Genomic DNA, 15,405 nt, shown 5'->3' with positions numbered 1-15,405 from the left:
TTTATCAGTCGTTTCTTTCTATCGGTAACGGCATTCCTAAATGCTCGTAAGCGAGTGGCGTTACTATTCTTCCCCTTGGGGAACGTTGTATAAACCCAATTTGCAATAAATATGGCTCATATACATCTTCAATTGTCGTCGATTCTTCCCCAATACTTGCAGCAATGGTATCCAAGCCGACAGGACCACCTCTGAACCGCTCAATCATTGCCATTAATAACTTATGATCAATATGATCTAATCCTCTTGGGTCCACTTGAAGCAGCTCAAGCGCTTCTTGTGCTACATTTAATGATATATGGCCATTTCCACGTACTTGTGCATAATCGCGCACACGTTTTAATAATCGGTTTGCGATTCGAGGAGTTCCTCTTGAACGTCTTGCAATTTCACCTGCAGATTCAAAGTCGATGGAAGCATTGAATAATTCAGCACTTCTCTCAACAATCGAGGTAAGCGCTTCTTCTTCATAATAATCCAGTCGAAGCAGTACCCCGAAGCGGTCCCTGAGTGGAGCAGACAAAGAACCAGCTCGTGTTGTTGCACCAATTAGCGTGAAGGGTGGTAAATCTAGTCGAACGCTTCTTGCTGCTGGTCCTTTCCCTACTACAATATCTAGACAAAAATCTTCCATTGCAGGGTATAATACCTCTTCAATGGAACGATTAAGTCGATGTATTTCATCGATGAATAATACGTCCCCCGGCTCGAGCGAACTAACAATAGCCGCTAGATCACCTGGTCGCTCAATTGCCGGTCCGCTGGTCATCCGAATTTGAACGTCCATTTCATTTGCAATAACGGAAGCAAGTGTCGTTTTACCTAGTCCTGGAGGTCCATACAAAAGACAGTGATCCAAACTTTCGCTTCTCATTTTCGCCGCTTCAATGAAAATTTCTAAGTTATGTTTAATCTTATCTTGTCCAATATATTGTTTCAAAAATTGGGGACGAAGCGATTGCTCAAATGGTTCATCATAATTAGAAATCTCGCTTGAAATCACGCGTTCCGTCATGTAAAGTACCTCCTATCCTTATTTCCCAGAAAATAATAATTGCAATGCTTTTTTCATAAACTCATCTGTAGTTTGGAGCTCTTTATTGTCTTTTAGCTTCGGACGAACTTTAGCTAATTCACGTTCAGAATAACCAAGTGCCGTAAGTGCCAGCATTGCTTCTTCTAACTCATGATCGCTACTATCTACAAATAATGTAGGTTCATCATCCACAAATTCGAATTGTTCCAAATCCATGAGATCATGCAATTTTCCTTTTAAGTCTAATATCATTTGACGAGCTGTTTTTTTTCCAACTCCCGGAAATTTCACCAAAAACGTTTCATCTTCGCGTTCAATTGCTTGGATGACATGTGTCGGCTCACCACTTGCTAATATGGCAAGTGCTCCTTTAGGTCCAATCCCAGATACAAGTATAAGTTTACGGAACAACTCTCGCTGCGCTAAAGTCGAAAAACCCATTAGCTGTTGCATATCCTCTCGAACATGCAAGTGGGTATATACTTGGATTATTTCTTCACTTTTCTTGAACGCGAAAGGATTTGGCGTAAACAGCTGATATCCTATCCCCGCTAATTCCAACACAACATGCTCAGGTGTCACGCGTGTAACCTGACCTTTTATGTAATCATACATCTCCTAAATCCCTCACAGTCAATACTACTAGTATACCATAACAAACAAAGATGGCCGCTCCATAAACGAGCGACCAATTCCCACCAGACTTATTTAAGCTTACTTAAATTATAGCATAAATTAGGCCATTCTGTTAACGCTTTGTTCGTATATGGAACTAATTGATCGAGAAACTTTTGTTTTCTTTCAGCAGGCAATGTAAAAGCATATAACCACTCTCTATACAATTCGTTCGGATACATCATCGCTTCTTTATGCGTACGCACTATTTTTTCTAGCATTGGAAATTCACTGATCAAAAAATGAATATCATAATCTATTTCGGATAGGACACGATGCATCCATAAAATATTTTCCATCTCTTTTGGACCAATTACTGCAAGATCAAAATCGATTATTTTATAAGTTGAACCGTCTGATAAGAAATTATGATGCACTACATCTCCATGCAATAATGTCCGATCACTCATATCAAACGGCTTCATATCTTTTAATGCCATATCGCCATACAATAACAGCATTTTCGTATTTTTTACCCCTATAAACGATTCAACGAAAAAAGAAATTTCTTTCATTTTAACTAAACGATTTTGCCACTTGGAAATTAAATTAAATGCATAAAGAACATTGCTATCTTCCCATTCAATTATTTCGTTCGTTTTATGCAAGCGGGTAAGTAAGGAGTAGACCGCTTTCCGATCTTCCTCATTGCTATAATTTACGGTATGTGTACCTGTAAACCATGGTTGAATAATGAAATCCAGTTGAGGAGATTCCATTACCGATAAAACAAATGGATCTTCAATATACTGCAATTTATCGTGAATGAAACGAATTTTTTCCGCCTGTTGTTCTGAAGGATATTTCTTCACAGAAAATACCCCATTTTCATTTTTCCATTTCCATACGTTTTTTTTAATTTGTTTAATATAGTAACTCACTTTTAAAAGTGGTGGTGTGGATGTGGTGGGCATTGATATACCGGTACGTAGCAAATTTGTACACATGGACATCCTCCATAATGTGCCTGCATTTGTGGATGCATGCCTGGATGCATGCCTGGATGCATACCCGGATGCATACCCGGATGCATTTGTGGATACATACAAGGCTGCATATATGAAAAATCTTGTTCCGGTGGGCATGGGTACATTTCTTCGAATATAGGGGATGGCTCTTGCGCTATTGGTTGCTGGACTGGTGGTGCTGGTGCTGGTGCTGGTGCTGGTGGCGTATGAATAATCGTTTCTCGTTCTTGATTTTCATTGTGTATATTAATATGAATAGATGTAGATTCGATTAATCTCCACCCTTGAGGAGATGGTGTCATATCTAAATCTGGAACTGGCATCATGTGATATGGTAAAGAATAGGATGGAATCGGTTGCGGTCTAACCGGTGGTACTGGTTGAATTGGCGGTACTATTGGAACAGGTTGAACAGGCTGAGCTTTTGGTGGTACATGTTGTTGTGCTTTTGGTGGTACATGTTGTTGTGATTTTGGTGGAACGTGTTGTTGTGCCTTTGGTGGTACATGTTGCTCTTTTGGATGCGGGTGAACGTGATGTTCTAGGTGAACATGATGCTGCGGAGCTGGATGCGGCTTCATTTCCTCCTTCTTCACCATTTCTTTTTTAACTGGGCGATTCTCGCTATATGGATGATTAATGGATTCCATTTTCTTTGTATCTGGAATAAAAATCTTCATACCCGGAACGATATATTCTGGGTTTGCGAGATGTGCATTTAATTTCTTTAATTCTTCAAAAGAAACACCATAGCTTCTTGAAATTTTCCAAAGCGTGTCACCTTTTTCGACAATATGAATTTGCACAGTCTTCCTCCTTCCCTTCTCCTTAAACTATGTGCAACTACCTAAATTGGACACAGATTTTTTGTAAAAAGCACTTCCCTTCATGATAAACTTATGAATAGGAGCTATGCCGTTATGCAAGTTGGGAGGAGTTATTATTGAAAAAATTAAAAGGTGCAGATCGAAGAAATTGGATATTTTCTTATTTGGGAGAGCAGCATCAACCAGTTACCGGTTCAGATCTGGCCAAATTAGCTAATGTCAGTCGACAAGTAATCGTAAATGATATTACTTTGTTAAAAGCTACCAATATCCCCATTGTTTCAACAAGTCAAGGATATATGTTAATGCCTAACAAAGAAACAGGTCCATATGTTCAAAGAAAAGTTGCCTGTAATCACCAATCAAAAGATTCAGAAGATGAGCTTCAAACATTGGTAGATGTAGGTGTGACGGTTGAAAATGTAACAGTAGAACATCCAGTATACGGGGAAATTACCTCTTCGATTATGGTATCCAATCGTCATGATGTGGAAATATTCTTAAATAAAGTAAGGGAAACAGAAGCCTCTTTCTTATTGGAGCTGACTTCAGGTATTCATCTACACCTACTTTCTGCTCCGTCAGAAGAGATATTAAATCGCGGTATAGATGCATTAAGGAAAAAAGGGTATTTAATAGAAGAATAACTCTGAACAATGATTGGAATGACGCACATAATAGGGAGACTGCGTGGTAGTGAGGCGAATAAAGTGTCCGCTGTGTTTTTTGCTACAGTCGTACGCTTTCCGCCGGGTGAGCGATGAGCCATCCCCGCCGCCCTTAGGCGTACGTTGGGATGTCTCATTAGCCCACTCATCCGGCAGGAGTCGACGGCTGTAGCGAAAATCAAAAGAAATTGCCCAATTATCCATACCATCCCGTTAAAAACAAAATTTCAACCAGTTTTTCCATTGGATTCATCCAATAAATGGCTTAGGGCAACCAACCGATTACTGGGAGCAACCAGTTCTACTACGAAAGCAACTGAATCAGCACGAGAGCAACCAAATTACTCCTGAAAGCAACCAATTCTCAAAATAGCAAGTGTACTTGATGTGAGACAACTATAAATCCAACAAATTATAGGAATTATAGGTCTTAAAGCCCGTCGAACACGCCTGGCCGGCATCTACTCGACTAGTTTGTCGTGTTCAGCTATCTTATTGTCGCGTTCGCAGTGGATATTGTCTCGTTCAACCATTTATTGTTAATATGGGATCTCAATAATTTGGCAATTTCCATTGATTTTCGCTGCAGGCGGCGACTCCAATGGGATCAAGTGAGCAAGATGAGACTTCACATCGTACGCGCAAGCGGCGGTGATGGCTCATCGCTTACCCGGTGGAAAGCGTACGACTGTAGCGAAAATCACAGCAGTCACTACGACACAGTATCTCTATACCAYGCACCATATTAAAATGCCAGACCTTATGTTACTTGAAAAAAATTCTTCAAATGTCTCTATTTTTATTAATTTCTTTGCAATAACAAAAAAACGCTAGGTAGAAAACAATTCGTTTTCTACCTAGCGTTTTATCTATAGTTCATTTATCTGCAGATTCTTTCGTTTCGTATGTATAGTAGGATCCAAGCGATTTCACTTCACATCCCAAGGCTGCTAGTTCTTCCATCGCACCTTGCATCATTGGAACTCGATCGTCCTCTAATATATCTATGATAAAAAAGTATTGCCCTAGCCCGGTTTTTAATGGTCTCGATTCAATTTTACTTAAATTGAGCTTTCTCCATGCAAAAACAGAAAGCACTTGATGCAATGCCCCAGATCGATCATCTTTCGGCAATGTCAGCATAATAGTCGTCTTCACTTGACTTGTATGCCCAGCTTGCCCAATAATATTATTCTTTTTGGAGAGCACTAAAAATCTCGTATGATTAAAATGAAAATCATGAATATTATGCTCTACAATTTTTAATCCATATTCAACTGCAGCAGATGTATTTCCGATTGCTGCAATACAAGCTTGTTCATTTTCTGAAACGTACTTTGCAGCTGATGCAGTCGAAGTTGATTGTTCGAGTGGAACTTTTCCAAATCGATAATATAAATACTTATGGCATTGCGCTAAAGCATGTGGATGAGAATAAATGGTCCTTATTTTTTCCCATTTTTCCGCGTTAGCTGGATGTACCATTAAATGTTGTTCAATAGGTACCAGGATACTTGCAATTACATGCACATCTACTTCATGAAATAAATAATCAATTGTCAACGAAACTGTGCCTTCTAATGTGTTTTCTATTGGCACAACAGCAATATCCACTTTACCGCTCGCAACCGCTTCGATGCATTCTGGTATTGTTCGTATCGGAATTAACTGGTCATCTTGAAATAAAACCTTCGATGCTAAATGGGTAAAAGAAGCTTCCGGTCCAAGGAAAGCCACTTGTTGAGTTGCCATTCGTTATCCCCCTAACTTGTCTAGCTTCAGCGCCTTGCCTTTAGGGCCAAATAACATTTCCCCAATAAAGTCTAAGAAGCGACTTATTTGGGGAAAGAACATTTGCCTGTCGGGGCAGACATACACGCCTGTGCTTTTCTTATAAAGCGCCTGAACTGATTACTTCTGCAGATTCTACGAAGTCTAGTCGCTTCATTTCATTTAAAAACTCATCTAACTCTTTTGTCATTGCCGTGACATCTAACGATAATGTCACACTTGCTCTACCTTGAATCGGTATCGTTTGATGAATCGTTAATATATTGATCGATGACTCCGCCACAAGTTGCAGTAATCTGGCTAAAGTTCCTTCCCGATCCTCTAACTGTAAAAATACCGTTAAAATTCTTTCTTGAACAATCGAATGGAACGGAAAAACCGCATCACGATATTTGTAAAAAGCACTTCGGGACAAATCTACTTCTTTTACTGCATCCCAAATCGAAGATACTTTCCCAGATTGGAGAAGATGCTTTGCTTCCAAAGTTTTTTGCATTGCTTCGGTTAGGACATCCTCTCGTACTAAATAAAAGCGCTGGCCAGTTACGTCTTTCATGCGGTTCCCCTTCTTTCCTACTCGATAAATTCAAATTCAAATTGTAATAATCGTACTGTATCGCCATCTTTTGCACCGCGTTCGCGAAGTGCATCATCGATACCCATCCCACGAAGCTGCCTAGAAAATCTGCGTATAGAATCTTCTCTGCTGAAATCAGTCATTTTAAATAATCTTTCTACTGTTCCGCCAGACAATACGAATGCACCGTCATCATCTCTAGAAATTTCGAAATCATCTTTTTTCGCTTCATGCTTGTACATAACAGATGTTTCGGTTTCTTCTTCCATTAATTGTTCTAATGGGAATTCAGGAGCTACTTCTAATAAGTCTGCTACAGCAAACAATAGTTCTTGCAATCCTTGACGCGATATTGCTGAAATTGGGAACACTTTCATGTCAGGTCCCACTTTTTCTTTAAATGCTTTTAAATTCTCTTCCGCATCAGGCATGTCCATTTTATTTGCAACAATTATTTGAGGTCTTTCTGTTAAGCGTAGATTATACTGTTTTAACTCTTCATTGATCGTTAAATAATCTTCATATGGATCGCGACCTTCCATTCCCGACATATCGATAACATGCACAATTACACGTGTACGTTCAATATGACGTAGGAATTGGTGACCTAATCCAACCCCTTCAGACGCACCTTCAATTAGTCCTGGTAAATCAGCCATCGCAAAGCTACGATGATCTTCTGTTTCTACCATTCCTAAATTCGGTACTATCGTTGTAAAATGGTAAGCAGCAATTTTTGGTTTCGCTGCGGATACAACGGATAGTAAAGTTGACTTCCCGACACTTGGGAAACCTACTAACCCAACATCTGCTAATACTTTAAGTTCCAAGATTACATTTAACTCAAATCCTGGCTCCCCTTTTTCCGAAAGCTCTGGTGCTGGGTTGGCTGGTGTTGCAAATCGGGAATTTCCTCGACCACCGCGTCCACCTCTTACAATAATTGCTTTTTGACCATGCTCAACTAGATCCGCAATTACATCTCCAGTTTCTTCATTCGTTACGACAGTACCCGGAGGAACTTTTACGAATAAATCATCTGCATTGGCACCATGCATATTTTTACTTCCACCATGGTCACCACGAGTTGCTTTGAAAATACGCTTATAACGAAAATCCATTAATGTACGTAAACCTTCATCCACAACAAAAATAACGTCGCCACCATTTCCTCCATCCCCACCTGCTGGACCGCCCATAGGAACATACTTTTCACGACGGAATCCTACCATTCCATCTCCGCCGTCTCCACCTTTTACATAAATCTTCACGTGATCTACAAACATTTATTTCACTCCAATCTTTCACTTGCAATTAGTTTAACTTTAATTTCGTTTTCTGTATTTACCTGTTCCTCTATATGAAAAAGATCTGTAAATGATTCTTCCACCCACGAATGGAAAGACCAATCTCCTTGAACATCTATTTGGATTTCTAATTGTTCTTCCGTCCTAATATGAACTTTAAATAATTGCTCTTGATATCCTCTAAGATTCGGGTAAATGGATTGAAGAAAACATTCTAAGTATTCCCGAAGTGTAGCATCATATTTACTTGCTCCGCTATTTAAAAGAGATGTTTGAACAACTAAAGTCATTTTATTATATCTCATACTAAACGTTTGTAACCATTCGTTTGTTTTAGCTAGACCAATATTGTTCATATCAAAAAACTGATTACATTTGGACGAATAATTACTGATTAATTTTTTGGCTTCTTCAATCCTGCCCATATCTAAATTCATTTGTATTAAATGTAAGTTATTCAAGAAATCATGCATAGAATGGCGCAGTACATTGTTAATCGTTATCTCTTTATCATCCATTATAGATACCACGCTCCCTTTTATGCTGTTGTATTTATAAGTATAACAGGAATAAGACGTTATTGCTCTAACCTAAAAAAAAGGACTGCATAAATGCAGTCCTTCTCTTATCATCAAGCTTCTTGAGCTACAGGATATACACTTACTTTTTTCTTGTCGCGGCCGAAACGCTCAAAGCGCACTACACCGTCAACTTTCGCAAAAAGTGTGTCATCTCCACCACGTCCAACGTTTTCACCAGGGTGAATTTTAGTACCGCGTTGACGGTATAAAATGGATCCGCCTGATACGAATTGTCCGTCAGCACGTTTAGCGCCTAGACGTTTCGATTGAGAGTCACGACCGTTACGAGTCGAACCAACTCCCTTTTTGGATGCGAAAAACTGAAGATCTAATCTTAACATATGTTCCACCTCCTACTTTTTGAAGGTTATTTTTATATACTTACTATAATCTTGCTCAATCGTTTGTAAAGAAACAATCATCGCTTCTAAAATTAACTGTATGTTGGCAGCTTTTTCAGAATTTGATATGCTCGGTACTTCGACGTATAAATAGCCTCCGTCACCTTTTTGCTTTATGACAGGCGTAATTTCTGTAAGCACGATCATTGCATTCACTGCACCAAATGATACAGCTGACGCTCCAGCACATACTAAATCTTTCCCATGTTCCGCAAAATCAGCATGTCCTTTCATTTCAAATGAATGAATCAGACCTGATTGATCTCTCGTTATCGTCACTTTAATCATCTTATAAACTAATAGATTCTACTACTAATTTAGTGTATGGTTGACGATGACCTTGTTTTTTACGGTAATTCTTTTTCGCTTTGTATTTGAAAACGATGATTTTTTTAGCTTTGCCGTTTTTTACAACTTTCGCTGTAACTTTAGCACCTTCCACGAATGGAGCACCAACTTTAACATCATCTCCACCTACGAATAAAACTTTGTCGAAAGTTACCACTTCATCAGCATTTGCATCTAATTTTTCAATGTAGATTTCTTGCCCTTGTTCAACTTTGATTTGTTTACCACCAGTTTCAATAATTGCGTACATACTTGCACCTCCTCTTAGACTAAGACTCGCCTTCTACAAAGGTGATTCAGGTTACCTGAATACTTCAACCTTGTCAGAGCGGTTGTAGCAACGGGTGCTGCTACAAACAATAACATTTGAATATTATCACATATAAAATACCACGTCAAGCAGTTTTCGTTATTCGTTCAAATGCTAGCTTGTACTTTCGAAATCTCCAATAAGAATAGTTTTGCAAAACGATAAACAAAAAAAGGAACGAAACCGATACAGCCCTTGGAAAATAAGCTAAGCTAATAACAAAAATAAGGCTACTTATCCAAATGGAAAAGCCAATTAGCATCTCATACTTATCCGGAAAAAGCGCATCTAAAGCCCGTCCACCATCTAAAGGATAAATTGGAAGAAGATTTAAACATAATATAATTAATTGGGTGAAAAAAATAAAACGATCTTGCGGAAAGTCGATGAAAAAACTAAAAATCATCAGCAAAAATGTAAAAAATGGTCCACCGAAAATGACGAATAGCTGTCCATTTTTTGGCACTTTCGAAAACTGCTCCATCTTAATCTCTCCACCGTACGGTAAAATTGTGCAAGATCGTACTTTTATCCCTACTAGTTTTGCCGCGATTAAATGACCAACTTCATGAATAAGCAAAGAGCCAAATACTATTGAATAGATTGCGATTTCCCCAGACAAATAAAAAAATAGGAAAAACGGAATCATAATAGGATGTACTCTAAATACCTGCTTATTCATAGGTTGCTGCTAGCCAATCAACAAGTTCGCTCATTTCTAAGTTTTTCCCATCTTTTTCTACTTGAATATATAGTAATTCGTTCTCCACCGTTGCGAATATATCTCCCGGGCTCACCGAAGTATAGGGTAGTTGATGAAACTCTGCTACAAATCCAAATGTGGCTGTCTCCCCTGTATCATATAAAATGGACATCGTTTTACTTGTGTTTTTCTTATAGCCTGTAAAAATAATCAGTCCATTTTCAGATGCATACAAATCCTGCGATTCTTCTACTGCTAAGATGGCCCCGTCACCTAAAGGTTGAATCGATTTATATTCGATTAAAGGAGGGTCCGCCACAGGTGCACTTACTTTAATTTTTTTGTCCGAGTGTTCTACCCATGCCATCACTTTTTTATATACTTCAGCTGGCTTTTGAGGTTCTAATAGCACATTTGTATAGTTGGTCGATAGTGTATTATTTTCCTCCAGGTTGGCTACTACGAAAAAAACTAACACAAATAGTAATGCAAACGCCCATTTTCGTTTTGAAAGCATAACATTCCCCCTAGTAGAAATGTATGATGGCAAGTACAAATAAATGAACAAAAAAGAAGTGAATGGTAAATTAATTAGGCCATAGCTTGCAATGAATGCTTCGGTAACTCTACAGCTTTATGCTAAAGCGCATGTCTCTGACCCGATAAGCGAATGGTACGATGCACATAATAGGGATAGTGCGTCTCACGCAAACACTATGAATCCAATAAATGGCTAAGGGCAACTAATCAAGCATTAAAAGCAACCAATTCTATTCGGAAAGCAACTAAATCAACGTGAAAGCAACCAAATCCGCATGAGAGCAACCAAATCGCTTGCGAAGGCAACCAATTCTCAAAATAAAAAGTTGACTTGGAGTGAGACGACTAGGACTTTGACGCACTATTTATAAATGTTGCAAGTATCCCTGGATATGTTGCGCATTTATAAATAGACCGGATATATTTGCCGTAGCGCTGCCTAAGCCGCATTATCCTTATACCACCTATTATTTTAAAATGCCATACCATATGTTACCTGAAAAAAATTATCCATATATCTAAACTTTTATAGTTTTCTAAGCATAAAAAATGCCAGGGTGTTACTAGCACAGCTAGTGGCACCCTGGTATTATAAAAAATCAGATTATTATATTAATTAGTCAACATGTAAGATATTATTTAGCAAAAATAGATTTAAGTTTAGAGATTACACCTTTTTTAGGCATGTCCATAGACATTAATGGAACAGATTCTCCTAAAATACGGCGAGCAATATTTCGGTAGCCTAGTGCTGCACGATTAGATGGATCCATTACAACCGGCTCTCCTTTATTGGAAGAACTGATAACACTCTCATCATCTGCAACAATTCCTAATAGATCAATAGATAAATGCGTCGTAATTTCATTAATATCAAGTGCTTCGCCTTTAGCCATTAAGTGCTGACGAATACGATTGATGATAAGCTTTGGTGGGTCAATCGATTCTTCTTGTTCTAATAATCCAATAATACGATCCGCATCACGAACAGCAGAAATTTCTGGTGTCGTTACGACAATCGCTTTATCAGCACCAGCAATCGCATTTTTATAGCCTTGCTCAATGCCTGCTGGACAATCGATTAATACGTAGTCATAATCACGTTTCAACTCGTTTACAAGTTCTTTCATCTGCTCTGGGTTTACCGCGTTTTTATCCGTTGTTTGCGCTGCTGGCAATAAGTATAATCGATCCTCAAAACGTTTATCTTTCACTAGTGCTTGATGTATCTTACAACGACCTTCCACAACATCTACTAAATCATAAATAATTCTATTCTCAAGCCCAAGTACAACATCTAAATTTCTTAAACCGATGTCCGTATCCATTAAACAAACTTTTTTGYCTTGTAGAGCCAATGCAGTTCCAAGATTTGCAGTTGTTGTCGTCTTACCGACTCCACCTTTCCCAGAAGTTATTACAATTGCTTCACCCACATTAGCTTCCTCCTTTAAATGTTGATAGATTTGGTCTTAATAATCGTAGTTCTTGTAGGCGATCAATGGCGATCGAACCATTTGTATGTAAATAAGCGCATTCCATTTCAGGGTGTTCAGACAGAACAGTTAACTCATCTGTCATCGTTTCAATGACATTATCGATAATCAGATGTGTTGCTTCTAACCATGATGCTGCAATAACTGCATCTCTGTTTCCGTTTGCACCCGCATGCGCGATTCCTTTTAATCGTCCTAGGACAAATACATTACCACCAGCGATAACACGACCATTTGGGTTTACATCCCCAATGACAACCAAATCTCCGACTGCTGTTATAATTTGACCAGAACGCACGATTCCCACGTATGTCTCGGATTGGTTTTCTAGTAATCTTCTATTACATTCTTCGACGGTCATTACATCGCTCTGAATTTTTGTTACACGAAGATGCTCCGTCTGTTGTACACAATTAATAATTTCTTTGGCCTGCTCATCATTACAATATCGATATCCTAGCTGTAACAGCACTTCCGCTTGACCTTCAAATCCTTCATCAGATACCTTCTTCGCTAACTCTTCTAAAAGCTCTGTATATGAACACTGATCGTCTAGACGTAATACAAGCCCTTCTTTTGTTCCTTTAATCGATATTAACTGCTTTTTCGTCAATCAAGTCACCTCAGATCTACTGTCTAGCCAACAACGATTATTTTTGAAGAAGTAATAATTTTTGGTTAGACCGATTTAGAAGAATATATTTAAACAACCATCCAAACATTAAGATAAATACCCCATTAGCAATCATCGTTGGGATAAGATTAAATTGATAAAAGTCCGCAAATGTCATTGATTTAATACCAATGTATGTATAGAACAAAAACAATATTATTTCCACTGCCGCTACTAAAAGAAGCGTCAAAATAGTGGAAACCAGTAAATGATGATGTATAAACTTTACAATAAAGCTAGCTACTAGACACATTAACGGAAAAATAAAAGAATATAATCCAATAATATCAATGAAAAAGACATCGTACAAGAGTCCAAAAATCAACCCATAAAGCATGGCCCTTTTTCGGTCATAATAAATAGCGATAAATACTAAATACATGATTAAAAAGCGAGGAACTAAAACATAAAAGTCTCCATTCAATTCTATAGGTGAAAAAAGTCCAAAAATCGGTTCCATATAAAACAATAGAACCGAAATAATGACTACTACATAACGAATCATGATTCTTCCCCTGCACCTTCTGTTAAATCAGCTTCTGTATTTCCACCATCTGTCCCATCTACTGGATTAATCGTTCGTTTCGATATAATGACATGATCTAAAATAGAAAAGCTTGCTGCAGGTTTCACATAAGCAAGTTGAGTTAAACCATAATCATCCGTCGTCACTTCGGTCACTTCCCCGACTAAAATACCTTTCGGAAAAATCCCACCCAAACCAGATGTAGTTACTTTTTGGCCTTTTTTCACTTCGAACTCGGAATCGATTCGCTTTAATACTAATTCTTTACGCTCTATATCATATCCTTCTATTAAACCAAAAACTTCTTGCTCATCTGCTGCAATAACTGCCGAAACTCGATAATTCGGATTTTGAGTAGATAAAAGTTCCACTGTCGACGTATACGGAGTCGTTAAAATAACTTTACCGATTAACCCTTGGGATGTCATTACTGCCATATTGACATCGACACCGTGTATTTCCCCTTTATCAATAATAATCTTTTCTTCCCATTGATCTGGATTACGTGCAATAACAGTAGATTGGATTGGATTGAACGCACGAAGGTTTTCTTCTTTATCGATAATTTTACGTATTTTTTCATTTTCTATCTTTAAATCATTAACACTAGCTTGTAAGGTGGCATAATCTTCTAATCTTGCTTTCAACCGTTTATTTTCATCATATGTATTAAGTAAAGATTCGACATTATTAAAAATACCTACAACATACTGGGTCGGCTTGGAAAACATAGTTTGTCCAAAACCGACCACATCTTTAATTAATTGCTCAGGTAATGACGCATGATTTCGATCTCGCAAAGAAAAGCTGATGAGTGCCACAAGAAATATCATCCCTACAAGCAGCAAGACTAATCGCTTATTTGAAAAAAATTGTGGCATTGCTCACTTCTCCTTAACTTCTAGTTTGTTGACGCTTTAATAAGCCCATATGATCAAGTGCTTTTCCTGTACCGATAGCAACACAATCTAATGGATCTTCTGCGATAAATACTGGCATATTTGTTTGATCACTAATTACTTTGTCTAAATTTTTCAGTAATGCTCCACCGCCAGTAAGCATAATTCCACGTTCCATGACATCTGCAGACAATTCTGGTGGTGTTTGCTCTAACGTTTTCTTTACTCCATCAATAATAGAAGCAATAGACTCACGAAGTGCACTTGCAATTTCAGTTGATGTAATATCAATCGTTTTCGGTAATCCAGTAACTAAATCACGTCCGCGAATGTCCATTTTTTCTTCTGCACCAGTTACTCTTGCCGAACCAATTTCCATTTTAATCGCTTCTGCTGTACGTTCCCCGATTGTTAAATTATAGGTTTTACGAACATAACTTGTAATGGCTTGATCCATCGCGTCTCCACCTACACGGACAGATTCACTTGTCACGATACCACCTAGTGAAATAACGGCCACTTCCGTTGTTCCTCCACCTATATCAACGACCATACTTCCCGTAGGTTCCCAAACAGGTAAGTTTGCTCCGATTGCAGCTGCAAACGGTTCTTCAATCGTTACCGCATCACGTGCTCCGGCTTGTTTTGCTGCATCAATCACTGCACGCTGTTCTACTGAAGTAATGCCAAATGGTACACAAATCATTACATTTGGTTTACTCCACGACATACCTGATGCCTTCATCGCATTTTTTAAATAATATTCAATCATGGCAGATGTTGTATCAAAATCCGCAATAACTCCATCTTTCATTGGACGAATTGCTACGATAGATCCAGGTGTACGACCAATCATATTTCTTGCGTCATTCCCTACGGCTACAATCGAACCATTTTGTACATTTTTTGCAACAACTGAAGGCTCTCTTAATACAATTCCTTTTCCTTTAATAAAAACAAGCGTATTCGCTGTTCCTAAGTCAATTCCCAAATCTCTTGATCCAAATCCAAACACTATATTTACTCCCTTTCTATCTCCAACAAGTTTCACTTAATTGTCTTAAAGTCATAACTCTCAT

The 15,405-nt window shown here is 38.3% G+C and carries 19 protein-coding genes and 1 other annotated feature; of the genes, 1 reads left to right on the top strand and 18 read right to left on the bottom strand.

The genetic code is table 11. The features are described from left to right. Positions 1–4: 4 nt before the first annotated feature. The 4 genes from ruvB to AC1DFT_RS07550 form a co-directional block, all read right to left on the bottom strand. Positions 5–1,015, bottom strand: a complete 1,011-nt coding sequence (ruvB, locus tag AC1DFT_RS07565) for a Holliday junction branch migration DNA helicase RuvB (protein WP_477918582.1) — start codon at positions 1,013–1,015, stop codon at positions 5–7. Between the two features lie 18 nt (positions 1,016–1,033). Then, on the bottom strand, positions 1,034–1,651 hold the full coding sequence (gene ruvA, locus AC1DFT_RS07560; RefSeq protein WP_477918581.1) for a Holliday junction branch migration protein RuvA: 618 nt from the start codon (positions 1,649–1,651) through the stop codon (positions 1,034–1,036). An 89-nt stretch (positions 1,652–1,740) separates the two neighbouring features. Next, complete coding sequence (locus tag AC1DFT_RS07555) at positions 1,741–2,658, bottom strand: phosphotransferase (RefSeq protein WP_477918580.1); 918 nt, start codon at positions 2,656–2,658, stop codon at positions 1,741–1,743. Next, a complete protein-coding gene (locus AC1DFT_RS07550; protein WP_477918579.1) occupies positions 2,595–3,485 on the bottom strand; it encodes a LysM peptidoglycan-binding domain-containing protein in 891 nt (296 codons plus the stop codon). Before AC1DFT_RS07550 ends, AC1DFT_RS07555 begins: the two co-directional genes overlap by 64 nt. A gap of 137 nt (positions 3,486–3,622) precedes the next feature. Between AC1DFT_RS07550 and AC1DFT_RS07545 the strand changes: the two genes are divergently transcribed. Beyond that, positions 3,623–4,153 (top strand): 3H domain-containing protein, encoded by a 531-nt coding sequence (locus AC1DFT_RS07545; protein WP_477918578.1) that lies wholly within the window; start codon positions 3,623–3,625, stop codon positions 4,151–4,153. Positions 4,154–5,050: 897 nt separating this feature from the next. Here AC1DFT_RS07545 and pheA read toward each other — a convergent pair. From pheA to AC1DFT_RS07475, 14 genes are all read right to left on the bottom strand, one after another. Continuing rightward, the gene (gene pheA, locus AC1DFT_RS07540) at positions 5,051–5,926 is read right to left on the bottom strand and encodes a prephenate dehydratase (protein WP_477918577.1); all 876 of its coding nucleotides are present in this window, start codon (positions 5,924–5,926) and stop codon (positions 5,051–5,053) included. A 139-nt stretch (positions 5,927–6,065) separates the two neighbouring features. Next, the gene (locus AC1DFT_RS07535; protein WP_477918576.1) at positions 6,066–6,521 is read right to left on the bottom strand and encodes an ACT domain-containing protein; all 456 of its coding nucleotides are present in this window, start codon (positions 6,519–6,521) and stop codon (positions 6,066–6,068) included. Positions 6,522–6,538: 17 nt separating this feature from the next. Then, a complete protein-coding gene (obgE, locus tag AC1DFT_RS07530; RefSeq protein WP_477918575.1) occupies positions 6,539–7,828 on the bottom strand; it encodes a GTPase ObgE in 1,290 nt (429 codons plus the stop codon). Positions 7,829–7,833: 5 nt separating this feature from the next. Continuing rightward, entirely contained in the window at positions 7,834–8,367 is a 534-nt protein-coding gene (locus AC1DFT_RS07525) for a Spo0B domain-containing protein (RefSeq protein WP_477918574.1), read from the bottom strand. 113 nt (positions 8,368–8,480) lie between these two features. After that, complete coding sequence (rpmA, locus tag AC1DFT_RS07520; RefSeq protein ID WP_093266255.1) at positions 8,481–8,771, bottom strand: 50S ribosomal protein L27; 291 nt, start codon at positions 8,769–8,771, stop codon at positions 8,481–8,483. Positions 8,772–8,783: 12 nt separating this feature from the next. Then, a complete protein-coding gene (locus tag AC1DFT_RS07515; RefSeq protein ID WP_477918573.1) occupies positions 8,784–9,119 on the bottom strand; it encodes a ribosomal-processing cysteine protease Prp in 336 nt (111 codons plus the stop codon). Position 9,120: 1 nt separating this feature from the next. Further along, on the bottom strand, positions 9,121–9,429 hold the full coding sequence (rplU, locus tag AC1DFT_RS07510; protein ID WP_093266260.1) for a 50S ribosomal protein L21: 309 nt from the start codon (positions 9,427–9,429) through the stop codon (positions 9,121–9,123). Between the two features lie 12 nt (positions 9,430–9,441). Continuing rightward, positions 9,442–9,523: a sequence feature (ribosomal protein L21 leader region), on the bottom strand. A 51-nt stretch (positions 9,524–9,574) separates the two neighbouring features. Continuing rightward, positions 9,575–10,171: a site-2 protease family protein gene (locus AC1DFT_RS07505; RefSeq protein WP_477918572.1), complete on the bottom strand. Its 597-nt coding sequence runs from the start codon at positions 10,169–10,171 to the stop codon at positions 9,575–9,577. After that, entirely contained in the window at positions 10,164–10,709 is a 546-nt protein-coding gene (locus AC1DFT_RS07500; RefSeq protein ID WP_477918571.1) for a hypothetical protein, read from the bottom strand. The genes AC1DFT_RS07505 and AC1DFT_RS07500 overlap by 8 nt, the downstream gene beginning before the upstream one ends. Before the next feature lie 658 nt (positions 10,710–11,367). After that, positions 11,368–12,168 carry a septum site-determining protein MinD gene (minD, locus tag AC1DFT_RS07495; protein WP_477918570.1) on the bottom strand — a complete coding sequence of 267 codons (801 nt, stop codon included), beginning with the start codon at positions 12,166–12,168 and terminating at the stop codon, positions 11,368–11,370. Position 12,169: 1 nt separating this feature from the next. After that, entirely contained in the window at positions 12,170–12,841 is a 672-nt protein-coding gene (gene minC / locus AC1DFT_RS07490) for a septum site-determining protein MinC (protein WP_477918569.1), read from the bottom strand. Between the two features lie 37 nt (positions 12,842–12,878). Continuing rightward, positions 12,879–13,406, bottom strand: coding sequence for a rod shape-determining protein MreD (gene mreD, locus AC1DFT_RS07485; protein ID WP_477918568.1), 528 nt, complete (start codon positions 13,404–13,406; stop codon positions 12,879–12,881). Further along, positions 13,403–14,308, bottom strand: a complete 906-nt coding sequence (gene mreC, locus AC1DFT_RS07480; RefSeq protein WP_477918567.1) for a rod shape-determining protein MreC — start codon at positions 14,306–14,308, stop codon at positions 13,403–13,405. The genes mreD and mreC overlap by 4 nt, the downstream gene beginning before the upstream one ends. Positions 14,309–14,321: 13 nt before the next feature. After that, on the bottom strand, positions 14,322–15,341 hold the full coding sequence (locus AC1DFT_RS07475; RefSeq protein ID WP_477918566.1) for a rod shape-determining protein: 1,020 nt from the start codon (positions 15,339–15,341) through the stop codon (positions 14,322–14,324). Between the last annotated feature and the right edge of the window lie 64 nt (positions 15,342–15,405).

The sequence above is a fragment of the Psychrobacillus sp. 05T411 genome, assembly GCF_056396485.1.
This window is presented reverse-complemented; position numbering and strand designations above follow the sequence as displayed.

Coding starts and splice junctions, on each gene's coding strand:
- AC1DFT_RS07525 (WP_477918574.1), bottom strand. CDS start 8,367: ATGGATGATAAAGAGATAACGATTAACAATGTACTGCGCCATTCTATG.
- obgE (WP_477918575.1), bottom strand. CDS start 7,828: ATGTTTGTAGATCACGTGAAGATTTATGTAAAAGGTGGAGACGGCGGA.
- AC1DFT_RS07535 (WP_477918576.1), bottom strand. CDS start 6,521: ATGAAAGACGTAACTGGCCAGCGCTTTTATTTAGTACGAGAGGATGTC.
- AC1DFT_RS07555 (WP_477918580.1), bottom strand. CDS start 2,658: ATGTGTACAAATTTGCTACGTACCGGTATATCAATGCCCACCACATCC.
- rplU (WP_093266260.1), bottom strand. CDS start 9,429: ATGTACGCAATTATTGAAACTGGTGGTAAACAAATCAAAGTTGAACAA.
- ruvB (WP_477918582.1), bottom strand. CDS start 1,015: ATGACGGAACGCGTGATTTCAAGCGAGATTTCTAATTATGATGAACCA.
- mreC (WP_477918567.1), bottom strand. CDS start 14,308: ATGCCACAATTTTTTTCAAATAAGCGATTAGTCTTGCTGCTTGTAGGG.
- mreD (WP_477918568.1), bottom strand. CDS start 13,406: ATGATTCGTTATGTAGTAGTCATTATTTCGGTTCTATTGTTTTATATG.
- rpmA (WP_093266255.1), bottom strand. CDS start 8,771: ATGTTAAGATTAGATCTTCAGTTTTTCGCATCCAAAAAGGGAGTTGGT.
- AC1DFT_RS07500 (WP_477918571.1), bottom strand. CDS start 10,709: ATGCTTTCAAAACGAAAATGGGCGTTTGCATTACTATTTGTGTTAGTT.
- ruvA (WP_477918581.1), bottom strand. CDS start 1,651: ATGTATGATTACATAAAAGGTCAGGTTACACGCGTGACACCTGAGCAT.
- AC1DFT_RS07505 (WP_477918572.1), bottom strand. CDS start 10,171: ATGAATAAGCAGGTATTTAGAGTACATCCTATTATGATTCCGTTTTTC.
- AC1DFT_RS07515 (WP_477918573.1), bottom strand. CDS start 9,119: ATGATTAAAGTGACGATAACGAGAGATCAATCAGGTCTGATTCATTCA.
- pheA (WP_477918577.1), bottom strand. CDS start 5,926: ATGGCAACTCAACAAGTGGCTTTCCTTGGACCGGAAGCTTCTTTTACC.